Origin of the sequence: Rhizobium croatiense (assembly GCF_019793465.1) — a bacterium.
GTDB classification, from domain to species: domain Bacteria; phylum Pseudomonadota; class Alphaproteobacteria; order Rhizobiales; family Rhizobiaceae; genus Rhizobium; species Rhizobium croatiense.
Genome location: NZ_JAILYJ010000007.1, coordinates 194824 through 217761, shown reverse-complemented (window position 1 = coordinate 217761; position 22938 = coordinate 194824). Strand labels below are relative to the sequence as shown.

The following is a 22938-nucleotide window of genomic DNA, read 5'->3' as shown; positions in this document are numbered from 1 at the left end:
GCTGAGGTGTCGATCACGGCGGGGACTGTCGGCGCATCGGTGGGCTGCCGTCAAGGTCGAAGACGAGGCGATTTGACCCGTGCGGCGCCAAGTCTTGCCGTCGAACCAGGCGAACGAATAGAAAGCATTAACCATCGTCCCGTAGACAACACATAGGATCAAAGGAAACCTGTGTTCGATGGCCACTGAAATGACCCGCCGCCCTGCCGCCTCTCATGAAGGCAAGGTTATTGCCTTTCCCTCCGGAACCGGAATTGCCAATATCGAGCGCTGCGCCCGCGAACTCGGCCGGCGTCATGGTGCGGACGCGATCGAATTCTGGAAGGCCGAATGCCGCAGGCTGGCCGACCAGCTGTTGGCCGCGGGCATCGCGGAGAGCGACGTCGGTCAGCAAGTGCTGGAGTTTCAGCAAGATGTACAGATCGAGCTCGTCCTTAGCCATCAAAAGCGGGCGGTTGCCAAATCTCAGAAACGCTGATGCATGCCGCCCGAAAACCGCAGTGCGCCTGAACGGCGATCCGGCGGCTTGAGGCTGCCCTCGCCGTCTGGATCGACCGCGAGGGCATAAGGAACTTCCGCGCAGATGTGGAGTTGATGTTGTCGATTGACAGCATTGACGCCGCGGGAGCCTTCGCAAATGTCCAACAAATCCAACTTCTTCTCTTCCTTCGCAACCACCGTCGCCGAGCTGTCGGGAAGGCCGTTCACCTTTGTCGCAGCCCTGATGCTGGTGCTTGTCTGGGCGGTTTCCGGACCCTTTTTCGACTATTCCGAAACCTGGCAGCTGGTGATCAACACGACGACCACGATCATTACCTTCCTCATGGTGTTTGTGTTGCAGAACAGCCAGAACCGCGACGGAAAGGCTCTGCAGGCTAAGCTTGATGAGCTTATTCTGACGAGCCAGGCCGCCAATAAGTTTGTCGGCATCGAAAAGCTGGACGAGGGCGAGCTCAGGGAAATGAGCAAGACCCTTGCTGAAAAGGCCGAACACGTCGAGGAGAAGGCGGAAGAAAAATCCGCTTCAGAGACATCATTTTAAACGCATCGCTGTTCAGGCCCGCTCCTGCGAAATCTGGTCTTGGTGTTGCTCGCGCATGTCTTCAATGGCGTCGGTGTCTTTCTTTTCGGCCGCAATCCAGTGATTTCCCGCCTCGCTCGAGCGGATCAATTCGTCGAGCTTGGTGTGAAGTGCCTTCACGTCCCGATTCTGAGAGTGTTGCAGCAGCAGCAAAAGAAAGAACGTGATCAGTGTTGCGACCATGTTGGTCAGCAAAAACCACTGTCGTGGAAACGAAAAGCTCAGGCCGACGGACGTCCATGTGACAACCAGTGCGATCAGCGCGACCGGGATCGCACGATGCCCTGTCCAGGAGAGGTCAGAAATCTGTCGAAAGCGCCAGCGCATACGGCTTCTCCACAGCCCCTGCAGGAGAAGATGGCGCAGATCGGAGCAGTGTCCATTGCTTCTAAAGGGTCGTTTTTTGCAGGCGTTACGAAAAGCCGCTGCACACTTTTGTCCTACAAGGTCGAAACCAATCGGCCATATGCCAACACAGTGCGAAATCGAGCCGCTTCATGAAGGCGATCGCCCCGATCGCCGCCGCCAGTCGGTGTCGGCCGGTGTGCCATAAACGGGGGCGTGGCGTTGTGCTCGCGCCCCCGTTCGATTCGATCTCTAGACCCGGGACTTGACGATGAGATCTTCCTCCTCGTCGCGTTGCGATCCCCCGAGAGCCGCAGCCGCAGCGGCGATGAAAGCACCAACCAGAAGGGACAAGGATCCGAGCAAGGCCGTGGTGGAGGCGGCCTTGCGTGCCTCATCGGCAGCTTTCTGCGTGGCGACCTTGGCGTCGTCGATACGCTTCAGCACAGTGTCGACGCGGGCGCGCGCATCGGCTTCGGGAAGACCGGTCCGCGCAGCGACGATGGTGGCAAGATAGGCCTTGTCGTCATCGGGAATTTGCCCCTCGGCGGCGCCGTTGAGGAGGATGCGGGAGACCTCCGATGTTGCCGCAGCATCGTTCGCTGGCGCCGCCGCACGCGCCTGATCAGGACGCAGCAAGGCGTCGGTAAAATAGGCGGTGGAGAGATCCAGGGGCGATGTTGCCGATGACGCCGCTGCCGTGCCGGCGGCCGCGGCAGTCGAGCCGACGGCTTGCGCGGCCGATCCTACCGCCTGCGCGCCGGCACCGGCGAGCGATGTCAGCGACGAGGCAAGGAATCCGGCGACAAAGATCGTCGCCAGAGCCCAGCTGATGAAGCCATGGGCGGTGTCACGGAAGAAAACCTCATCGGTGTGGACGGCCGCCCATTTTGTGCGCAGGCGGCCGGTAACGTAGCCCCCGAGTGCGGAGGAGAGCCATTGCACGACCACGAGCCAGATCGCCGCCGTTATGCCAAGTGTGCCGAGCGAACTGCTTTGCCCTGACCAGGGCGACACCATCGTCAAGCCAAGCCCGGATCCCAGAAGCAGAAGGATGAGGGTCACCCCGATGGCGGCGGCCGCGCCGCCAAAGATAGGTCCCCATGTCATGGCGGATTTGGAAGATTCGACCGGAGTAGCAACCTCTCCGGAACCTGTCATTGAGACCGACATGATCCGCTCCTATCGCATAAACAAAGCGAGAAGAATGATGATAGGCAGTGGGACACCGAGCAGCCAAAGTAGAATACCGCGACCCATGAGAGACCTCCTGTCAAAGTCGACGTTACGTGGTTGATGCCACACAACTTTTCTGCACGGTGTTTGTTCCCGGCCGAGGTCGGAGTCGCTTCGAAACACGCGGGCTCTTCAATCGGGGGGCAGCATTTGAAAGAACAGCAGATTGCCGGAACGGTTGTCGCATCGCTGGCATTTGAGGCGCTTGGCGAGCTCCGCGAGAGACAGGTCCTGGCCACAGCGCCGGGCAACGTCCCGCCGCTCGATAAGCGTTTGGCGCCGGCATGCGCGGCAACGGGCGTAAATGACGAACCACTGCGGTAAGGTTCTCAGCGTTACCTTGTCGATTTCGACGGCATGGTGATCAGGGGTGCCAGCCCGATGCCGCGACGATGTTTCATAGCCCTTCGACATCGGTTGTCCGCTCAGCTGTCATGCCGCGGCTCATTCCCTTGTCGCCAAGGGCAAGCAGAAGTCGCAGATGACGGCAATCCAGCAGTAGCGTCGTCATGGCGGCACGAATGTCCCCATCGTGAAAAGCGACGACTGCGTCGACTTCTCCTCTCAGCGCTTCTTCTGCCAGTTTCTCGGCTGTCTGCGGACGCGCGACCTCGATCTCCTTCAGAATTCCAACCAGGTTTTATCTGCTGCCGAACTGATGTTCCTATTATGTTCTGGCTGTCCTTCGAGTCAAGCAGGACTCGCGATGCAGCAGCCAATAGCGGCTGCTCGCACGCAATGTCTAACGGACGGAGACAATCTGCGCGGCTGGAACTAACGTCGGTTGAGAGAGCGCCTATATCTTTAGGCGCAGGATGATTTGGACGCGGCGATGAGTTCTGGAAAACTCTCCCGATATTCCTGGGGGAAAGCTCTCGCGGTTGGGTCACAGCGGAAATGGGAGAAACATCGATGAACAGATTTCGGGCATTTGCAGTCGCCGGAGCAATCACTCTTGCCGCCATTGCCTCCGGCTGCTCGACGCCGCCGAATTCCTATGGCTCGGCGTCCGGATATCAACCGGGAGACTCGATGAACCCGGCCTGTGCCGACGGCTTCCGACCTGGCGACGGCCGTTCGTGCAGCTATTAGCGGCAGTACCGGTTCCAAATCTGATGCCGGTCCTGACCCCGTGTGGACGAATGTCGATCCTGCAATGGTTGGCAGCCCGACGAAGCGGAACACTTATCGTTCGCCTCCGTTCCTCTATTCCGACGATAGGAGGAAATAACCATGGATTGGAACCGCGTTGAAGGTAACTGGAAACAGATGAAAGGAAAGGTCAAGGAGCAGTGGGGCAAGCTGACCGACGATGACCTTGACGTCATCGATGGTAAGCGCGATCAGCTCGAAGGCAAGATCCAAGAGCGCTACGGCTACGAGAAAGACCGTGCCAAGAAAGATATCGATGACTGGTATAGTCGCCAGACTTGGTAATCGGCATGCACCGGGCAGGGGACTCCGTCGGTCTTCGGTCCGGTGATTTGCCGCGCCTATCCAAAAGCTTTCGACGTTCAAACTTGCTGGGACCTGCCCCGTTCCGAGAGCGCGGTGAGCGTCGAAGCCAAAAAAAGCCCCGCCGAGACGGGGCAAGTTCTGACAAACGAATCACACGGAGGAACACCGTGCAATCCTACTGTTTTAACGAAAGAGCGCCTGCAAGGTTCCGGTCTCGGACTGAGGATCTTCGCTACTCGCACCAGTGATAGTTAGGACCTGCATCGCGCCGGCCGATCTCTTTCTGGAAAGTCCCCGGGCGGAAGCCGTTCATGCTAGGTTAATGCCTATTAACCCAGACTCGCGGGCTGAAAGGATGCGCCGATGAACAAGCTTTTCCCCGCAGTCGCAGCGACAGTCTTGGCTGCATGTTTCGCTCTGCCGCTAAACGCCACTCCGATCGCAGTGCCAAAAGCGGTAGCTATGCACACCGCCGACGTCGAGCAGGTCAAACACCGTCGTCATGGTAATGGACATGCCTACGGCCACTGGAAGAAACGCCGGTACGCTCACCGCGACTGCCGGTACTACGATTCTTGCTACCGTCCGCGGTATCGCGACTATTACGGTTATCGCGACTATTACCCCCGCCGTCGGTCAGGTGTGAGTGTGTATTTCAATTTTTAGTTGGCAGTGCCCGGGCCACTTGAGCCGTCGGCGCGCATGCCGGCGGTCTGAAACGGATGGAAAGTGGGGAAAAAGCGCCTGCTTTCGGATTTGTCAACAAAAACGCGCTTACTTGAAAAATGGCTCCCCGGGCCGGATTCGAACCGGCGACCTGTCGATTAACAGTCGAATGCTCTACCGCTGAGCTACCAGGGATCACTGCTTGGCGCGGTGTGAGTGGGCTAATACAAATGCTTGCCCGATTTGCCAAGCGGTTTTTTCAAAAAAATGAAATGAACTTGTATTTGGGTGGCCTATGCCCATCTCTGGGAAATGACAAATAGGGATGATCTCCGGGACCGCAAGGGCAGCGAGAAGCGCAGGGTGCAGGCACGGCGCTTCGGCATCGATCACGCAAGCCACAAGCTTATGCTCGGCTCCTTCAGCATCGGTATGCCGCGTTCGCGCATCGGGCGGATGGCAATCGGCATGGCCCTCGTCTTGTGCGGCTTGCTGGGCTTTCTTCCGATCCTCGGTTTTTGGATGCTGCCGCTCGGCCTCCTGGTGCTCTCGCATGATCTTCCCATAGCGCGTCGGCTTCGGCGCCGGCTGGCCGTCTGGTGGCACAGGCGGCGAGGGCCGGCCGGGTGACGGCGGTCGCCGCCGAGCTCCGCGGAACTGTGGATCGCTTTTTGTATTCGTGATTTATGGAGTTCCAAACGCGCCACGATCGTCCGGGGTTAGGTAATGAAGGTGTTCTTGATTGTCGTCCTGTCAGCGGCGGCGATTCTTTCGGCAAGCTCCGCCGGAGCCCAGGCCGTCGACAGCCGCGGATTTGATGCCAGCGGTATCTGCCGCCGTCCGGAAGGCTGCGTCATCGACCAAGGCCAGGGCGGCGGCTATAGCGGGCCCCGCAACTATCGCAATTTTAACGGCCGCAATGAGCGCGACGGCGAGAACGACCGTGGCCGGGATGATCGCCGCTACCGCTCCCGGAGCAGAACTTCGCTTGCGACGGTCAGCATCGTTGCCTGATTGCGCCCTGCCGGCCGTCGGGATCGAGACGCATGGATCCAGGCGCATGCGGTTTTAATTCGATCTCAGTTGGCTTTCCTCGAAAATCACGTCATGGCCGGGATCGAGGTCGGTTGCCATCAACAGGCTGCAGGTGGCCAGCAGCAGAACGAGCTTCAGTCCGTAGGAGATCATTGAGATCGGCCCTCTACGAGCCGGCGAGACGCGCGACGGCGCGATATAGTACTGGTAATAGAAATGGGGATCGTTCGTTTCCAGCAGATTCTGGTAGACATGCGGGGGAATGTCGGCATGTCGTACCGCCGCGGAACCGGAGAACTTCACGCGGAGATCGCCGGTTTCGGCATTATACGCCGCACGTCCCTGATTTGACTTGAGGGCAGCCCATTCCATACAGCAGCTCCTATCCCCTCCCGGGGCGGAAGATGGCGAGCAGGCGTTCCAAGTCAAGTTAAGAGTTGGTTCAAATGCTGTGGTTGGTTTGAAACAGGGCGTGATCGCCGAGAGGAAGTTCACCCTGGGCCGGGGCCTGTCTCGGGATGGAAAAATGGTCTTCTCGGCTGTCGCGGAATGGCGTTTTTCCAAAATGCCCTCTTGCGATTTCCTTACGATCATTCTAAACGCTCGCCACGGCTCAGCTGATGAGCGCGTGAGGCCTCGTGGCGGAGTGGTGACGCAGAGGACTGCAAATCCTTGTACCCCGGTTCAATTCCGGGCGAGGCCTCCAATATCTCCTCACCGCTGGTAAATGATTGTGAAACCTCGATAATTTCGAGACGATCGCGCGCCGCTCGCTCCAGCTTTTATTTGAAGCGGTGTGCGCAGCCCGCCTCCGCCGGCATGAGATTGTGGCCGGCGCCGTCAGAGCCATGCCGGAGCGCGTGCGCCTCAGGTCGTTTCACCGTCCAGCAGCCCGCAGCAGAAGATGCCGATGAGCGCTGCGAGGATGAAGAAATCGAACAGCGTGAGATATTCGAAAATCGCAGACATGGCCTGCTCCTCCTATTTCCTCCGCTGCAGATCATACCATGAAGGGGCAAGGGATTCCACGTTTGGGCTGCAGCGTCTTGCCCCTCCCGTGGCGCGAAAGAGCGTCCGCCGGATTCTTTTCGCCGACGGCTGCCAAGCCTTGAAAGCATCCGTGTCGGAGATTAAGAGACAGGGGACAGGAACCGCTTTTCAAGAGCGAGAGGACATGATGGATTTCGAAGCAGCGCGCGCAAAGATGGTCGACAACCAAGTTCGCACGACGGACGTTACCTCGCATTCCGTGCTGACGGCGTTTCTCACGGTGCCGCGTGAGGCTTTCGTGCCGGAGAAGGCAAAGCTCCTGGCCTATGTCGACAACGATGTCGAGATCTCCGCTGCCGCACCGGGCAAGCCGGCCCGCTTTCTGATGGAAGCTTCGCCGCTCGCCAAGCTGCTGCAACTGGCGGCCATCAGCAAGGATGATTTCGTACTCGAAGTCGGTTGCGGCACCGGTTACACATCGGCGCTTCTGTCGATCATCGCCGGCTCCGTCATCGCGCTCGAATGCGACGAGGCGCTGGCCGCCGAGGCGAAGGCAAAGCTTGCCGGCTACAGCAAGGTGGAAGTTGTGACCGGCCCGCTCGAAAATGGCTATGCTGCCGGCGCTCCCTATGACCTGATCTTCATCAATGGCGCGGTCGAGGAAGTTCCGGCCGCTCTTCTCGGCCAATTGCGCGATGGCGGCCGTCTGGTGACCGTCGAAGGTCATGGCAATGCAGCCCGCGCCAAGGTCTTCGTCGCCGAGCGCGGCGCCATTTCGGAGAATGTCTTCTTCAACGCTTCGGTCAAGCCGCTGCCGGGCTTTGCCAAGGCGCGCGAATTCGTTTTCTGACGCTGTTCTCCGCGGTCAATTTCAGCGACGGGCGCCGATGGCGCCCGTTTTTATTGCAGCGCCGCGTGTCTCTTCAGGCGTGCAATGGACGCTGTGACAGTTTGAATCGACGCCTCCGCCCTCAGGATCGATTCCGATTTCCGGGCGGATTCGTTCGCGCTGCCGGAAACCCTTCACAAACATCATCTATCCTGACGCCTCGGCCGCGAATTGCCGACGGCAATCATCGGGTAACAAAACTGTGCATGGCCGCATTCATTTGATTCGCGATGATTTTTTTCACGTCTGGGGTATTCTAAGGTCGTGGTGATTCGGATGAACGCTCCACACCATCCGGTCGTTGTTTTGGGATAACGGGGATAGATATGGCTCAGCCAAGTGTAGCGCGTGAACCGTCCATGGAAGAAATTCTGGCGTCCATCCGCCAGATCATCGAAAGCAATGAACCCGGCGCCGGCAAGGCGATTTCCGCATCCCTGCCGCCGGTTTACGGCGCCGATGAGGACGTAAACGGCTCCGAGATCCATCTGACGGTCGATGACACCTATGCCGGCGTAGAGTTTCCCGAACCGGCCATGCGCTCTTCCGATCCGCGTTTTGTCGCCGCCAATTCGGCCGGCACTGCCCCCGAGACAGAAGCGCCGGCACGCGCGCTGTCGCTTGCCGATGTCGCCGCCCGTGTGCGTGCCGCTTCCGAGCGCAGCGCCGTGCAGGCCGGCCAGGCCCTGCGCGAAATTCCGAGCGGCTTCCGCCAGCCCGAACCGCAGCCCACCGTGATGCCGGAACCGCCGCGCGCCGCAGTCCCGCAGCCGCAGCCGGCACAGTCTGTTTTCCCGGCCGCCGCCGCACCCGTTCCCCCTGTTGCTCCCCAGCAGCCAACCGAGCCGGCGTTTGTCGAAACGCCGCGGGTCGCCGTCGCCGAGCCGGCCGCCGCCGTTGAACCGGCGCCACCGGCTTTGGAACCCGCTGGTTCCTCGACCGAGCGTTTCCTGCCGAGCGTCGTCGAGGAGGTCCAGCCGACGCTGCTTTCGGAAGATGCCGGCCTGCAGATCAGCCGCTCCTTCGAGGAGCTTGCCGCGGCAATCGACGGTGCGGAACGCCGCTCGCTGGACGAAATCGCCGAAGATATGCTGCGCCCGATGCTGCGCGAATGGCTCGATGATAATCTGCCGACGCTGGTCGAGCGCTTGGTGCGCGAGGAAATCGAACGCGTGGCGCGCGGCCCGCGCCGCTGATCGGATTGCTTTTTCCTGGAAAAGCCGCTCCGGTCTCCGGGGCGGCTTTTTTATTGACTTGGCCGTGGCCATCCTATTTACAAACGCCCATCCTCGAACCTCGAAATTGGTCAGAAAATGCTCGACAAGACCTATGATTCCGCTGCCGTCGAACCGAAAATCGCCGCCAAATGGGATGAAGCGGATGCCTTCCGCGCCGGCACGAACGCCAAGCCCGGGGCCGAGACCTTCAGTATCGTAATCCCGCCGCCGAACGTCACCGGTTCGCTGCACATGGGGCACGCACTGAACAACACGCTGCAGGACATCCTGGTGCGCTTCGAGCGCATGCGCGGCAAGGACGTGCTCTGGCAGCCGGGCATGGATCACGCCGGCATCGCCACCCAGATGGTCGTCGAGCGCAAGCTGATGGAACAGCAGCTGCCGGGCCGCCGCGAAATGGGCCGCGAAGCCTTCATCGACAAGATCTGGGAGTGGAAGGCGGAATCGGGCGGCCTGATCTTCAACCAGCTGAAACGCCTGGGCGCGTCCTGCGACTGGTCCCGCGAACGCTTCACCATGGATGAAGGACTGTCACAGGCGGTTCTCGAGGTTTTCGTTACGCTCTATAAGGAAGGCCTGATCTACAAGGACAAGCGCCTCGTCAATTGGGACCCCAAGCTGCTGACGGCGATTTCCGACATGGAGGTCGAGCAGCACGAGGTGAAGGGCCATCTCTGGCATCTGCGTTATCCCCTCGAGCCGGGTGTCACTTATCAATACCCGATTGCTTTCGACGACGAAGGCAAGCCGACCGAATTCGAGACGCGTGACTATATCGTCGTCGCGACGACGCGGCCGGAGACGATGCTCGGCGATACCGGCGTTGCCGTGAACCCCGAAGACGAACGGTACAAGCCGATCGTCGGCAAACATGTCATCCTGCCGATTGTCGGCCGCAAGATTCCGATCGTCACCGATTCCTATGCGGATCCGACGGCCGGCACGGGCGCGGTGAAGGTCACACCGGCCCATGATTTCAATGACTTCGACGTCGGCAAGCGCGCCAAACTGCGCGCCATCAACGTCATGAACGTCGACGGAACCATTGCAATCAAGGACAATGAGGATTTCCTCGAGGGCCTCGACAATCCGGCCGCCCTCCACGGCGCCTGGGACCGCCTGGAAGGGCAGGACCGTTTCTATGCGCGCAAGGTCATCGTCGAGATCTTCGAAGAGGCCGGCCTGCTCGACAAGATCGAACCGCATAAGCATATGGTCCCGCATGGTGACCGAGGCGGCGTGCCGATCGAGCCGCGGCTGACGGAACAATGGTTTGTCGACAACAAGACATTGGGGCAGCCCGCCCTGGATTCCGTTCGCGAGGGAAGAACCCGGTTTATTCCCAGGAACTGGGAAAACACCTATTTCAACTGGCTGGAGAACATCGAGCCGTGGTGCATTTCCCGCCAGCTCTGGTGGGGCCATCAGATTCCCGCATGGTATGGTCCCGACGGTCAGGTCTTTGTCGAAAAGACCGAGGAAGAGGCACTGCAGGCGGCGATCCAGCATTACCTCTCGCATGAAGGGCCGATGAAGGCCTATGTCGAGGACCTGCTCGAAAACTTCAAGCCCGGCGAAATCCTGACGCGTGACGAGGACGTGCTCGACACCTGGTTCTCTTCTGCGCTCTGGCCTTTCTCGACGCTCGGCTGGCCCGAGGAGACGCCGGAACTTGCACGCTATTATCCGACCAATGTTCTGGTCACTGGATTCGACATTATCCCGTTCTGGGTGGTTCGCATGATGCAGATGGGTCTGCATTTCATGAAGGACGATAATGGCGATCCCGTCGAACCCTTCCATACCGTCTACATTCACGCGCTGGTGCGCGACAAGAACGGGCAGAAGATGTCGAAGTCGAAAGGCAACGTCATCGACCCCCTGGAACTGATCGACGAATACGGCGCCGACGCGCTGCGCTTTACCCTGGCGATAATGGCTGCACAGGGCCGCGACGTGAAGCTCGATCCGGCCCGCATCGCCGGCTACCGCAATTTCGGCACCAAGCTCTGGAACGCCACGCGTTTTGCCGAGATGAACGGCGCCAGGAGCGATCCGCATTTCGTGCCGGAGGCGGCCGAACTCACCATCAACCGCTGGATCCTGACGGAACTTGCCCGTACGGAACGTGACGTTACGGAAGCGCTCGAAGCCTTCCGCTTCAACGATGCCGCCGGCGCGCTGTACCGCTTCGTCTGGAACGAGGTCTGCGACTGGTATCTCGAGCTTCTGAAGCCGGTCTTCAACGGCGAGGATGCGGGCGCCAAGGCCGAAGCCCAGGCCTGCAGCGCCTATATTCTTGAAGAGATCTACAAGCTGCTGCATCCTTTCATGCCCTTCATGACGGAAGAGCTCTGGGCGCATACGGCAGGCGAGGGCAAAGAGCGCGACACGTTGGTCTGCCATGCCGAATGGCCGGCGCCCTCCTATGCCGACGACGCCGCGGCCGACGAGATCAACTGGCTGATCGACCTCGTCTCCGGCATCCGCTCGGTGCGCGCCGAAATGAACGTGCCGCCGTCGGCGACAGCGCCGCTCGTCGTCGTCAAGGCCAACAACCTGACCCGCGAACGGCTGTTCCGCCACGACGCCGCCATCAAGCGGCTCGCGCGTGTCGAGGCGATATCGCTGGCCGACGATGCGCCGAAGGGAGCAGCCCAGATCGTCGTCGCCGAGGCCACCATCTGCCTGCCGCTCGGCAATCTGATCGATCTTTCCGCCGAAAAGGCGCGTCTCGAAAAGGCGATTGCCAAGATGGAAGGCGAGATGTCGCGCATCGACGGCAAGCTCTCCAACGAGAAGTTCGTCGCCAATGCCAATCCCGAAGTGGTCGAGGCTGAGCGCGAGCGTTTAGAGGAACTGAAGGGGCAGATGGCGAGCCTGAAGATCGCCCTTTCCAGGGTGAGCGAAGCCGGATAAGTTTCACCGCCCATTTTGGTAAGTTATTTCAAAGACGCGCCCGGCCTCGGTCGCGTCTTTTGTCGTTCCGGGCGCCTACGTGATTCGGTCCTGAAAGGGGCTGATTTCAGGCGCTCAGCCTGTGGATTGTGGCTCCACGGGCATCCTGCGGGCGAAAACTGCTACTGTTGTCGGATTGATACAGCTTCCGCAATGTTTGGAATGAAAACCCAAAAGCTCCGCGAAAAAGCAATAACGCTGGAATAAAATTTTATTAACCAGATTTTTTGACGTGTCCGTCAATTTCTTTACGTAAGTTGGCCACTGCAATGCCCGGGAGCGCTGCCGTGGGCCGCGTTGCCATGTCAGGCGAACACTTACTAGAGTGGCGTCACATCAATTGCTGGAGTGGGGGAGACACAATGGCATCGCGTAGGTTTTCCAAGGGCGTAACGTCGCTCGTTCTTCTTTCGTCGTTTGCAGCGCCGTCCTTCGCCGGCGGTCTGGAGCGCGGCGGATACAACATTGACCAACTGTTCGATACGTCGCCTTTTTCGTTCCAGTCGGGCGTTACCTACGTCACCCCGCAGCGCAAGCTGAAGGACGTCCGTGACACGAATACGTCGATATTTACGGGCGGTGGCAATCTAAACAGCCGCCCGAACAGTGCCGACGAGACCTCGAATTACACTATCCCCTATATTGGCTTTAAGGCTGGTTTCGGCGACGCAATCGACTGCCTTGTCGATTATTCCGAACCCTTTGGCGGCCATTCCGATCCGGGTTTGAACTGGGCTGGCGCCAACGACAACATCGAAACGGAAATCAAGACCCGCAACTACGGCGGCACTTGCTCCTATCGTTTTGACGTCGGTCCCGGGCAGCTTCGCTTTATCGGCGGCGCCTTCTATCAGGAAGTCGAGGGCTTCAAGGAACGTCTGGTTTCAACGCTTCCGCTTCTGCTCGGCACCGGCACCGGCGTCGGTCGCCTTGACCTCGAAGACAGCGGCTGGGGCTGGCGCGCTGGTCTTGCTTACGAGATCCCGGAATATGCTATGCGTGCGAGCCTGGTTTATAACAGCCGCGTCAAGTACGACGACTTGACCGGAACTGTTGATCTGCGTCAGGTTCCGGTTGTGCCTATATATGGCGGCCTAATCACGCCCGTGTCCGGTTCCGCAGAGGCTCCGGACTCTCTGGAGCTGAAGGTTCAGACCGGTATAGCTCCGGATTGGCTTGCATTCGGATCGGTTAAATGGACGAATTGGAGCGTCCTGCAGTCGGTAGCATTCTGCCCGACCAACGGCCTGTCGTGCCCCGCGGGTGGTCTGACCTCGCTCGATCTTCTTTATCGTGATGGCTGGACGATCTCCGGTGGTGTCGGCCACAAGTTCACCGATCAATGGGCCGGTGCGGTCAGCCTGACCTGGGACCGCGGCACCAGCCATGGCTACGGTGCGCAGACAGACAGCTGGACGCTGGGTGTCGGTGCAGCCTACACGCCGACCGAACATATCGAATGGCGCATCGCCGGCGCCGTGGGTCTGTTGACGAGCGGTTCGTCCGGCGTTCTGACCCAGGACGGCGTCACCTATGGAGATAAGGTCTCCTATTCCTTTGGCAACGATCTGGTCACTGCACTGTCGACGAGCCTAAAGGTTAAGTTCTAATACTCCGATTTGAAGAATTGAAAGCCCGGCCCTGCCGGGCTCTTCTATTTTTACGCCCGTTAATCATACTTATTCATACTATTCCCGCGCTGAATTTGTGACGATTCAGCAACACTTTTTTACGACGGTTGGCATATGGTGGCGGCGGGGCGGTTTTGTCTATTTCCCGCCACAAAGAGGGCGCAGCGCTATTGGCAGGCGACGAGACGGCAGACTGAAGGTGCGTGTAAAGAGTAGCATGGGTCGATTTTTTTCCGGCAACAACAGATCATGCGACGCGATTGGCGACAGTCGTTCGATTGCGGCCGTTTCGCTTTTTGAACAAGGCTGTTCCGGCCGCAGATCCGACCTTGCAATGAGGTTGTCGATTCATCCAATGCCGGTTTTTTCGACCCGCGCGCCTGAGCGGCGCTGCGTTGGCGGAGAAGCCGATACTGGTTTCGTCACATTTGCTGTTTACGAAAGCAATAAGGGCAGGAAGGCGGATGCCGCGCCTGCCAAAGGAATGCCAGGCAGATTGCAGTCGGGCCATGCCGGGAGCCGGGTGGTTCTATATGACAAGCTGAAAATTCGGCCGGGAAAAGGCCAATGGGCTGGATGCGACGCGGGCAAAGGAGCCATAGAGCTCGCCGCGGGATCGCTCGCCTCGAATGAATACATCCACGGTCTGCCCGGCGCCGGCGCCGGCTGCCTGCGATGAACGAAAGAAATCGGTTGAAATGGTAACGTCCGAGTTCAAATTGTTCAAATTCATGCTGATGGGCTTAGGGATCGCGTTGGCAATGTCCGGCCCGGTTCGTGCTTTCGACATCAAAAGCGACGTCAGCAAGGAGTCCGGTCCCTTCGACCTCTTCAAGTTCGGCTTCAAGGCCTACAAAAACGGAAAGAAGGAGGAGGCGGTCGAAGCTTACAAATACGCCGCCGAAAAAGGCCATACCGGTTCGCGCTGGGCGCTCGCCAATATGTATGCCGACGGCGACGGCGTGACCCAGGATGATTTCGAAGCCTTCAAGATCTACAGCGAGATTGCCCAGCAGGGTGTCGAACCCGGCTCGGAAGACACCGGCTTCTTCGTCAACGCGCTTCTCTCGCTCGCCAATTACTACAAGCACGGCATATCGGGCAGCCCGGTCAAGATCGATCTCACCCAGGCCCGCCAGCTTTATTTCCAGGTGGCCTCCACCTTTGGCGTTCCCGAGGCGCAGTTCCAGCTGGCGCAGATGATGCTGGCCGGCGAGGGCGGCAATGCCAGCCCGCAGCAGGCGAAGAAGTGGTTGAACCAGGCGCGCAAGAGTGGCCATCCCGGCGCCATGGCGGTTTTCGGAAATATTCTCTTCGACGAAGGCCAGACGGCCCGCGGTCTCGCGCTGATGACCGCTGCTCTCGACCGCTGCAAACCGAAAGACTGCGGCTGGATGGAAGCGCTGCAGGAGCAGGCTTTCTCGGTTGCGAACGAGGCCGACCGGCGCACAGCGGTATCGCTCTCGCACTCCATCGCGAGCGGCTCCGACGACTGAAGCCTCGCGCGTTTGCAATGACGCGGTGCTATGGGCTGCGGATGTCAGGCCGCAAAATCGAAATAGGCGACGACAGGCACGTGGTCGGACGGCTTTTCCCAGGCCCGCACATGTTTTTCGATCGCCGCCGACGTCATTCGGTCGGCAGCCTCCGGCGATAGCAGCAAGTGGTCGATGCGGATTCCGTTATTCTTCGGCCACGCACCCGCCTGATAGTCCCAGAATGAATAGAGCCGCGTCGCATCCGTCGTCGCGCGCACCGCATCGGTCAGCCCGAGATTTTCGAGCCTGCGGAATGCCTCCCGCGTCTGCGGCAGAAACAGCGCATCGCTTTCCCAGACCTTGGGGTCGAAGCAGTCGTGCGGCTCGGGGATGACGTTGTAATCGCCGGCGAGCACCAGAATCTCCTCATAGGCGAGGCGCTCGGCCGCAAACATCCACAGACGCTCCATCCAGGCGAGCTTGTAGGGATATTTCTCCGTGTCGACTGGATTGCCATTCGGGAGATAGATGCAGCAGACGCGCAGAATGCGCGTGTCCGGCAGTGTGAACACCGCCTCGAGGAAACGGGACTGTTCGTCCAGCGCATCACCGGGCAGGCCGCGGTTGACTTCGGAAGGCGAAGTCTTGGAGAGGATCGCTACACCGTTGAAGCCCTTCTGGCCGTGCGTCTCGACGTGATAGCCGAGCGCCTCGATCTCCAGCCTGGGAAAACCTTCGTCGATCGTCTTGATCTCCTGCAGGCAGACGATATCGGGATCGGAATCCTTGAGCCATTGCGTCAGATTGTCGATGCGCGCCTTGACGCCGTTGATGTTCCAAGTCGCGATCTTCATCTCTTCGTCCTGTTTCGCTGCGTGCGCTTCTTTTATCGTGGTCTTTCACAACAGGACAAGACGATAAACCGGCCGGAAGCGCTTCTTCGGCCGGTTCGTTCGCACAGCGAAATGTTTCTGGATGGTCAGATCGAGAAGCTGGTGCCGCAGCCGCAGCTTGCCACCGCATTCGGGTTCTTGATCTGGAAAGATTGACCAAGCAGATTGTCGACGAAGTCGATCTCCGAGCCCGCCATATAGACGAGCGACAGACTGTCGATCAGCACTTTCGCGTCGTTCTTTTCGACGACGATGTCATCGTCGCCCGCGCTGTCGGCAAGGTCGAACTTATAGGAAAAGCCCGAACAGCCGCCGCCTTCGACGGAAACGCGCAGCGCGCTCTTGCCGGACTCTGCGCCGATGATCGCAGCGATACGCTTTGCCGCGGCATCTGAAAGGGTTACACTCGTATCCGTCATGTTTCCTCCTGCCGGGGTCAAGATCCGGAGAGAATGGGTTTTGGCACTGAAATGTTCAAATGCCTGATATCAAAAGAACTTACCATGATCTTCGCAAAAAGGCCATGATGTGCGAAACGGTCGGCGGGCGCCTCTTTGTCGTTTCGTCGGGCTATAGGTATGAACAGGGCAAAGCGGCGTCAATGGGCAGATGCGGCAACAGGCAGAATGACGGTGAAGAATGACGGTTGACAGGCGGGCTTTGGGTTTCGGCAACAGCGAAAGGGCGATCTATGCGGCGGACCCCTGGACGACGCGCGGGCGCCTCTACCAGGAGGATGAAAGTCCGACGCGATCCGATTTTCAGCGCGACCGCGACCGCATCGTCCACACGACGGCCTTCCGCCGGCTGAAGCACAAGACCCAGGTCTTCATCGCCCAGGATGGCGATCACTACCGCACCCGGCTGACGCATACGATCGAGGTAGCGCAGATCGCCCGCGCGCTCGCCCGCGCTCTGAAACTCGACGAGGACCTAGCCGAGGGCGTGGCGCTCGTGCACGACTTCGGCCACACGCCGTTCGGCCATACCGGCGAGGACGCATTGCACGAGGTGCTGCTGCCCTATGGCGGCTTCGACCACAATGCGCAATCGCTGCGCATCGTGACCAAGCTGGAGCGCCGTTATGCCGAATTCGACGGCATCAACCTGACATGGGAAAGTCTCGAAGGCCTCGTCAAGCACAATGGACCGCTGCTGACGCCGGATGGTGTCGGCACACGCGGCCCGGTTCCGCAGCCGATCCTCGATTATTGCGAACTGCACGATCTCGAGCTTGCAACCTACGCCAGCCTCGAGGCCCAGGTCGCGGCGATTGCCGACGATATCGCCTATAATACCCACGATATCGATGACGGCCTGCGCTCCGGCTACCTGACTTTCGACATGCTGGAGGAAATCCCGTTTCTGGCCGGGCTGATGGCGGAGGTGAGGGCGCGGTATCCGCATCTGGAGCCGAGCCGCTTCACCCACGAGATCATGCGCCGGCAGATCACCCGTATGGTCGAAGACGTGATCGGCGTCGCGCAGCAGCGTCTTTCACTTCTTCGCCCTGAGAGCGCAGCCGACATTCGCGCTGCCGACCGGGTTATCGCCACCTTCTCCGACGCGATGGCCGAAACGGACAGGCAAATCAAGGCGATGCTCTTCAAGCGCATCTACCGCAATCCCGATATCATGCGCATCCGCGCGGGTGCTGCCCAGATCGTCACCGATCTTTTCGGCGCCTACATGGCCAGCCCCAAGGAGATGCAAAGCCATTATTGGGTCGATCATATCGCCGGCCTCGCCGATGCGCCGAAGGCTCGCCACGTCGGCGACTATTTGGCCGGCATGACCGACACCTATGCAATCAGCGCCCACAGGCGATTGTTTGACCACACTCCGGATTTGCGATAGGCAGCGGTCGCCCGCCGAAGGCCGATTTGCGCCTTTGGCACAGCCTATGCATGGAAGAGTGCGATGAACCTTTTTACCGACTTCGAAGCCAGGATCAAAACCGCCCTTGAACAGATCGATCTGGTCAGGGAAAAGCGATCCGAGCTCGATTTCGGCCGCATCACCGTCGAGCCGCCGCGCGATGCGAGCCATGGCGATGTTGCGACCAACGCCGCGATGGTGCTGGCAAAGCCGCTCGGGTCCAACCCTCGCGCGCTTGCCGACGTCATCATCGCCAAGCTCAAAGAGGATGCCGACGTCGCCGATGTCTCAGTCGCCGGTCCCGGCTTCATCAACATTCGTCTCGCCGTCGGCTACTGGCAACGGCTGCTGGCCTCGATGATCGCCTCCGGCACCGACTACGGTCGCTCGACCCTCGGTGCAGGCCGCAAGGTCAATGTCGAATATGTCTCGGCCAATCCGACCGGCCCGATGCATGTCGGCCATTGCCGCGGCGCCGTTGTCGGCGACGCGCTCGCCAACCTGCTCGCCTTTGCCGGTTACGGTGTCGAGAAGGAATATTACATCAACGACGCCGGCTCGCAGATCGACGTGCTCGCCCGCTCGGTCTTCCTGCGTTATCGCGAAGCGCTCGGTGAACGGATCGGCGAAATCCCCTCGGGTCTCTATCCCGGCGATTATCTCGTGCCCGTCGGCCAGGCGCTTGCCGCCGATTACGGCGTGCGGCTGCACAACATGCCGGAAGAGCAATGGATGCCGATCGTCAAGGACCGCACCATCAGCGCGATGATGGTGATGATCCGGGAGGATCTGGCGGCGCTGAACGTCCATCACGATATCTTCTTCTCCGAACGCACCTTGCACGCCAATGGTGCAGCCGCGATCCGCACGGCGATCAACGACCTGACCTTCAAGGGTTACGTCTACAAGGGCACTCTGCCGCCGCCGAAGGGCCAGTTGCCTGAGGATTGGGAAGATCGCGAACAGACGCTGTTCCGCTCGACCGAGGTGGGCGACGACATGGACCGGCCGCTGATCAAGTCGGACGGCTCATACACCTATTTCGCCGCCGACGTCGCCTACTTCAAGAACAAGTTCGACCGCGGTTTCGACGAGATGATCTATGTGCTCGGCGCCGACCATGGTGGCTATGTCAAGCGCCTGGAGGCGGTGGCGCGCGGCGTTTCGGATGGCAAGGCGAAGCTGACGGTGCTGCTCTGCCAGCTCGTCAAGCTCTATCGCAACGGCGAACCGGTGAAGATGTCGAAACGCTCCGGCGATTTTGTCACGCTTCGGGACGTCGTCGAGGAAGTCGGCCGTGATTCGGTCCGCTTCATGATGCTTTACCGCAAGAATTCCGAACCGCTGGACTTCGATTTCGCCAAAGTGACGGAGCAATCGAAGGACAATCCTGTTTTTTACGTGCAGTATGCGCACGCCCGCTGCATGTCGGTCTTCCGGCAGGCGAGGGAGGCTTTCCCCGGCCTCGATGTTTCGTCTGACGATCTTGCGAAAGCCGTTGCTGGCATTGGCGATCCGGCCGAATTGCAGCTCGTCGCCAAGCTTGCCGAATTCCCGCGTATCGTCGAAGCAGCGGCCCAGTCGCAGGAGCCGCATCGCATCGCTTTTTACCTCTACGACCTCGCCAGTTCCTTCCACGCGCACTGGAACAAAGGTAAAGATCAGACGGAATTACGATTTGTTAATGATAAAAACCGAGAATCAAGTATTGCCAGACTTGGGCTGGTGTACGCCGTCGCGTCGGTTTTGAAGTCGGGACTTGCCATTACAGGCACTGCCGCACCTGACGAAATGCGATAACGTCACCATTTCCCCACAATGCGCTGGCATTTGAGCGTTGGCGTTTGCGAGTGGGATAGGCATGGCTGAGAAACAACTTGCGTATGATACGCGCGGAAAAGACGATCTGTTTGCTGACGACGATCCGTTGGCCGAGCTTGCTCGTATCGTCGGCTTCGAACCGCGTGTTGCAGCGAATACGGTGAGCGAAGCCGCACGGCGCGAGCCCGCCTTCAATCTTGAGGACGAGCTTGGCCGCGAGTTCGACCGTTACGACTCTCCGCGTCCGCTCGCAGAGCTCGATCATCCGGCCGAGTCGATTTCCGATGGCATTGCGCCCGAAGATTATGTCGAGCCCGTTCTCGACGTCGCCCCTGCCGTCGAAAGCCCGCAGGCTCCGGAACCTGTCTCCGTTGCTCCTGCCGCCGCTGAAGAAGCAGCGCAGCCTGCAGCAGGAAATTGGGACGTTGCCGCTGCCGACTGGCCGGCCGGCCCGCAGCAGCTTTCCATTGATCCCGTTTCCGAGGCGCCCGTCCAAGCCGCCTTCGGTGGCGCCCGCGATCTGATCGAAGAGCTCGAATTGTCGATCGGTGCGGCGCCTGTCTCTTCCGTACCGCAGTCCGCCAAAGCCCCGCAATGGTCGGCTGCCAGCATCCGGCTGCCGCTTGCCAATTTCCACGCGCCGAAACGCGAGGAGCCGGTTGCTCCGCCGGCGGATGTGGTCGAGCCGGCGGCCGAAACCGTCGCCGCGCCGGTGGCAGAGGTAGCCGACGAACCGGTGGCTGAATCATCGCTCGCCGATCCTGTGGCGGTAGAGCCGCAGCCTGCGGTCGAGCAGTCGGCGCCCGTCGCCGCTGTCGAGCCTGCCGAGGAATTCGTCTCCGCTTCGCCGTCATTTGGGTTTCCCGCCGAACTCGATCGTCACGATGAGGCAATTGCGCCGCAAGAGACTGCCGAAGCCGAAGAGTTCTCTGACGTCGAGGAAGGTCCGGAGGAGTTCAGCTCCGACGTCGGTTTCGATCTCGCTGCCGCTGTGGAAGGCGAGATCCAGGCTGATGCCGCCCTGACCGAAGTCGTACCGGAAGTTCCGCACACCGCCGGCACTTTCGATCTCGACGATCTGCTGGCCGACGTCTCGCGCTATCCGGTGCCGCATCCGGTATTGCAGCGCGCCAATCTGGCGCCTGTCGCGCCGCAGCCCGCCGCCGAGGCTGCCCCGATAGCCGCCGCACCGGTTCAGCCTGCGCCGGTCGTCGCTGCACCGGTCCTGTCCGCTCCCGTCGAAATCGTTCCTGCCCATGTCGCCGAAGTGGCAAAGCCGGTTGCGCCCCAGCCTGCAGAGGTCACCGCGCCCCAGCCTGCCGCAACGGCATATGCCCGGGCGCCGCAGCCCGCGCCGGAGGCTGACGATCCTTTCGCCGGCCACGATTTCGAACTGGATCTTGCCGGCATCGAGCTGGAACTCGCCGATCTCGATTTTTCCGAGGCGTCCGAGCCTGCACCGCAGCCAAAGCCGCAGCCGGCACCCGCTGCGCCCCAGCAGGCGACTGCGCCCACGCGGTCCGCACCGGTCTTTGCTGCCGAACCGCCGGTCGTAGCTCCTGCGCCTGTTTTCAACTGGACACCCGCCCCAGAAGCGCCCGCCCCAGAAGTGCCCGTCGCAGAATCGACCGAAGACCTGCCTTTCGATCCGGCGATGATCTCTGATCCGGAGGAACGTCCCGAGACCGTCGACGACATGCACGTGCCGGCGTTGCCGCCGGTCGAGCAGCCCGCGCCGGTGGCGAAAACGGCGGATTTCGATTTCGATCTCGACGCAGAGATCGCGAGCTTCTTTGAACCGGCCAAGCCGCGGGAAATGCCGGCGCCGCCCCGTGATACCGCTGCCACGGCCAAGCCGGTCAAGCCGACCATTGCCGACGGCCTCGATGATTTCGAACGGGCGCTGGAGGAGGATTTCCGCCGCAGCGTGCGCGAGCCGGTCGAGCGCCGCCAGACCTCCGAGGTCCACATCGAATCGGCAAGCCAGGCCGCCGATTTCAGCCGCGCCCGCTCGATGCGCCGGCTGCTTGCCGGGGCTGTCGTGCTGGTAGTCTTCGCCGGCGTCGGTTATGGCGTCTATTCCTCCGTCTGGAACGGCGAGGGGCTTGGCATTGTCGCATCCGGCGAGCCGCGCGTGATCACCGCCGACAAGGAGCCGGTCAAGGTCGTTCCGGAAAATCCCGGCGGCAAGACCGTGCCCAACCAGGACAAGGCCGTCTATGACCGCGTAGCGGGTTCCGCCGAGGAACCGAAGCAGAAGGCGCTCGTGTCGTCCGACGAGGCGCCCGTCGATGTCGTCCAGCGCACACTGACACCGGAAGCGCTGCCCGAGGACGACGAGAACGCCGGCGCCGACAATCAGGTCACGCCGACCGCGGTCGGTGAGACGGAAGATCCGCGTCTGCTGCCGAACCAGGCAAACGCCGAGGACGCGCCCGCAAGCGGCGCCGACAAGACGCCGTCCGTTTCGCCGCGCAAGGTCCGCACGATGATCGTCAAGCCTGACGGCACCCTGGTCGCCCGCGAGGAGGCTGCGCCCGTCGATCAGCCGGAGCCGCCGGTACAGTCTGCCCAGACAACGCCGTCCGCCCAGCCGGTGCCGTCCGCCCAGCCGCCGGTCACGGCCCAGTCCGCGCCGTCGACCCCGACCGTGCCGCCGGTTAGCGGAACGGCTGCAAGCTTCCCGGCAAGCGCCGAGGTTGCTTCCGCCGATACGCGTTCCGCAGCACCGGTCGAACCCGCCCCGGCACAGGGATCGCCTGCCGTAACTGCCGATGCGCAGACGGCAAATCCCGCCTCGGCCGATGCGCCGGTACGGCCGGTTAAGACGACGACGATCGCCGATACGGCCCCGGTTCCGATTGCCCGCCCGGCCGATCAGCCCGTCAATGTCGTCGGCACCGTCACTGAAAAGGGTAATGTCCGCACGCCGGCGCAGCAGCCGAAGCCGACGCAGGTTGCTTCTGCTGCCCAGCCGCAGCAGGCCGCATCCCCCGGCGGCTACGGCCTCCAAATCGCGTCACTGCCGTCGGAGGACGAGGCCAACAGGTCCTATGCCAACCTCTCGAAGAAATTCGCCGGGGTGCTGGGTGGCCGCGCTCATGAGATCCGCAGGGCCGATATCGCCGGCAAGGGTACTTTCTACCGTGTTCGCATCCCGGTCGGCTCTAAGGATGAGGCCGCAGCACTTTGCGAACAGTATCGCGCAGCCGGCGGAAGCTGCCTGATCTCCAAGTAAAATCAGGTCACGGAATTATGAGAGCGGCGGGCCGATCGGCCCGCCGCTCTTTTTTGTGCATCGCGCCCGCGCTTGCTCGCATTTGCCCCGGGGCGGTCTATGA

General features: G+C 60.6%; 23 protein-coding genes and 2 tRNA genes. 17 read left to right on the top strand and 8 right to left on the bottom strand.

The window, feature by feature from the left end; all coding sequences use genetic code 11:
• The first annotated feature begins 178 nt into the window (after positions 1 to 178).
• Positions 179 to 478: a DUF6074 family protein gene (locus tag K6M89_RS13965; protein WP_097579066.1), complete on the top strand. Its 300-nt coding sequence runs from the start codon at positions 179 to 181 to the stop codon at positions 476 to 478.
• On the opposite strand, the gene K6M89_RS13960 is transcribed toward K6M89_RS13965, so the two are convergent.
• On the bottom strand, positions 466 to 708 hold the full coding sequence (locus K6M89_RS13960) for a hypothetical protein (RefSeq protein WP_170964718.1): 243 nt from the start codon (positions 706 to 708) through the stop codon (positions 466 to 468). The genes K6M89_RS13965 and K6M89_RS13960 overlap by 13 nt on opposite strands.
• Between K6M89_RS13960 and K6M89_RS13955 the strand changes: the two genes are divergently transcribed.
• Positions 638 to 1042 (top strand): low affinity iron permease family protein, encoded by a 405-nt coding sequence (locus K6M89_RS13955; RefSeq protein ID WP_097579067.1) that lies wholly within the window; start codon positions 638 to 640, stop codon positions 1040 to 1042. The genes K6M89_RS13960 and K6M89_RS13955 overlap by 71 nt on opposite strands.
• Positions 1043 to 1054: 12 nt before the next feature.
• Here the strand turns inward: K6M89_RS13955 and K6M89_RS13950 are convergent, their stop codons facing one another.
• The 3 genes from K6M89_RS13950 to K6M89_RS13940 form a co-directional block, all read right to left on the bottom strand.
• On the bottom strand, positions 1055 to 1408 hold the full coding sequence (locus K6M89_RS13950) for a low affinity iron permease family protein (RefSeq protein WP_097579068.1): 354 nt from the start codon (positions 1406 to 1408) through the stop codon (positions 1055 to 1057).
• Between the two features lie 270 nt (positions 1409 to 1678).
• Complete coding sequence (locus tag K6M89_RS13945; protein ID WP_222139826.1) at positions 1679 to 2599, bottom strand: hypothetical protein; 921 nt, start codon at positions 2597 to 2599, stop codon at positions 1679 to 1681.
• 195 nt (positions 2600 to 2794) lie between these two features.
• Complete coding sequence (locus K6M89_RS13940) at positions 2795 to 3076, bottom strand: hypothetical protein (RefSeq protein ID WP_246642430.1); 282 nt, start codon at positions 3074 to 3076, stop codon at positions 2795 to 2797.
• Positions 3077 to 3574: 498 nt separating this feature from the next.
• Between K6M89_RS13940 and K6M89_RS31040 the strand changes: the two genes are divergently transcribed.
• From K6M89_RS31040 to K6M89_RS31035, 3 genes are all read left to right on the top strand, one after another.
• Positions 3575 to 3754: a hypothetical protein gene (locus K6M89_RS31040; RefSeq protein ID WP_097579071.1), complete on the top strand. Its 180-nt coding sequence runs from the start codon at positions 3575 to 3577 to the stop codon at positions 3752 to 3754.
• 141 nt (positions 3755 to 3895) lie between these two features.
• The gene (locus tag K6M89_RS13935; RefSeq protein ID WP_183838687.1) at positions 3896 to 4099 is read left to right on the top strand and encodes a CsbD family protein; all 204 of its coding nucleotides are present in this window, start codon (positions 3896 to 3898) and stop codon (positions 4097 to 4099) included.
• Between the two features lie 384 nt (positions 4100 to 4483).
• A complete protein-coding gene (locus K6M89_RS31035) occupies positions 4484 to 4786 on the top strand; it encodes a hypothetical protein (protein ID WP_097607026.1) in 303 nt (100 codons plus the stop codon).
• 120 nt (positions 4787 to 4906) lie between these two features.
• Here the strand turns inward: K6M89_RS31035 and K6M89_RS13930 are convergent.
• A tRNA-Asn gene (locus tag K6M89_RS13930) sits at positions 4907 to 4981 on the bottom strand.
• A 117-nt stretch (positions 4982 to 5098) separates the two neighbouring features.
• Between K6M89_RS13930 and K6M89_RS31030 the strand changes: the two genes are divergently transcribed.
• Both K6M89_RS31030 and K6M89_RS13920 read left to right on the top strand, forming a co-directional pair.
• Positions 5099 to 5416, top strand: a complete 318-nt coding sequence (locus K6M89_RS31030; protein WP_097579381.1) for a PGPGW domain-containing protein — start codon at positions 5099 to 5101, stop codon at positions 5414 to 5416.
• A 96-nt stretch (positions 5417 to 5512) separates the two neighbouring features.
• The gene (locus K6M89_RS13920; protein ID WP_222139824.1) at positions 5513 to 5800 is read left to right on the top strand and encodes a hypothetical protein; all 288 of its coding nucleotides are present in this window, start codon (positions 5513 to 5515) and stop codon (positions 5798 to 5800) included.
• 54 nt (positions 5801 to 5854) lie between these two features.
• Here K6M89_RS13920 and K6M89_RS13915 read toward each other — a convergent pair whose 3' ends face one another.
• Positions 5855 to 6193, bottom strand: coding sequence for a KTSC domain-containing protein (locus tag K6M89_RS13915; RefSeq protein WP_222139823.1), 339 nt, complete (start codon positions 6191 to 6193; stop codon positions 5855 to 5857).
• 260 nt (positions 6194 to 6453) lie between these two features.
• Here K6M89_RS13915 and K6M89_RS13910 point away from each other — a divergent pair.
• From K6M89_RS13910 to exoR, 7 genes are all read left to right on the top strand, one after another.
• A tRNA-Cys gene (locus tag K6M89_RS13910) sits at positions 6454 to 6527 on the top strand.
• Between the two features lie 468 nt (positions 6528 to 6995).
• Positions 6996 to 7661 carry a protein-L-isoaspartate O-methyltransferase family protein gene (locus tag K6M89_RS13905; protein ID WP_222139822.1) on the top strand — a complete coding sequence of 222 codons (666 nt, stop codon included), beginning with the start codon at positions 6996 to 6998 and terminating at the stop codon, positions 7659 to 7661.
• Between the two features lie 365 nt (positions 7662 to 8026).
• Positions 8027 to 8896 (top strand): PopZ family protein, encoded by an 870-nt coding sequence (locus tag K6M89_RS13900; protein ID WP_222139821.1) that lies wholly within the window; start codon positions 8027 to 8029, stop codon positions 8894 to 8896.
• Positions 8897 to 9013: 117 nt separating this feature from the next.
• Positions 9014 to 11857: a valine--tRNA ligase gene (locus K6M89_RS13895; protein ID WP_222139820.1), complete on the top strand. Its 2844-nt coding sequence runs from the start codon at positions 9014 to 9016 to the stop codon at positions 11855 to 11857.
• A 401-nt stretch (positions 11858 to 12258) separates the two neighbouring features.
• Positions 12259 to 13506, top strand: a complete 1248-nt coding sequence (locus K6M89_RS13890) for an OmpP1/FadL family transporter (RefSeq protein ID WP_222139819.1) — start codon at positions 12259 to 12261, stop codon at positions 13504 to 13506.
• A gap of 238 nt (positions 13507 to 13744) precedes the next feature.
• A complete protein-coding gene (locus tag K6M89_RS13885; RefSeq protein WP_222139818.1) occupies positions 13745 to 14206 on the top strand; it encodes a hypothetical protein in 462 nt (153 codons plus the stop codon).
• A gap of 19 nt (positions 14207 to 14225) precedes the next feature.
• Positions 14226 to 15023, top strand: coding sequence for an exopolysaccharide production regulator ExoR (gene exoR, locus K6M89_RS13880; RefSeq protein WP_222139817.1), 798 nt, complete (start codon positions 14226 to 14228; stop codon positions 15021 to 15023).
• A gap of 44 nt (positions 15024 to 15067) precedes the next feature.
• On the opposite strand, the gene xth is transcribed toward exoR, so the two are convergent.
• The gene (gene xth, locus K6M89_RS13875) at positions 15068 to 15859 is read right to left on the bottom strand and encodes an exodeoxyribonuclease III (RefSeq protein WP_097579081.1); all 792 of its coding nucleotides are present in this window, start codon (positions 15857 to 15859) and stop codon (positions 15068 to 15070) included.
• Positions 15860 to 15984: 125 nt separating this feature from the next.
• Positions 15985 to 16317: an iron-sulfur cluster insertion protein ErpA gene (gene erpA / locus K6M89_RS13870; protein WP_222139816.1), complete on the bottom strand. Its 333-nt coding sequence runs from the start codon at positions 16315 to 16317 to the stop codon at positions 15985 to 15987.
• A gap of 220 nt (positions 16318 to 16537) precedes the next feature.
• Between erpA and K6M89_RS13865 the strand changes: the two genes are divergently transcribed.
• From K6M89_RS13865 to K6M89_RS13855, 3 genes are all read left to right on the top strand, one after another.
• Entirely contained in the window at positions 16538 to 17755 is a 1218-nt protein-coding gene (locus K6M89_RS13865; RefSeq protein WP_097579083.1) for a deoxyguanosinetriphosphate triphosphohydrolase, read from the top strand.
• Positions 17756 to 17818: 63 nt separating this feature from the next.
• The gene (argS, locus tag K6M89_RS13860; protein ID WP_222139815.1) at positions 17819 to 19576 is read left to right on the top strand and encodes an arginine--tRNA ligase; all 1758 of its coding nucleotides are present in this window, start codon (positions 17819 to 17821) and stop codon (positions 19574 to 19576) included.
• 61 nt (positions 19577 to 19637) lie between these two features.
• Complete coding sequence (locus tag K6M89_RS13855) at positions 19638 to 22835, top strand: SPOR domain-containing protein (RefSeq protein WP_222139814.1); 3198 nt, start codon at positions 19638 to 19640, stop codon at positions 22833 to 22835.
• Positions 22836 to 22938: the final 103 nt, after the last annotated feature.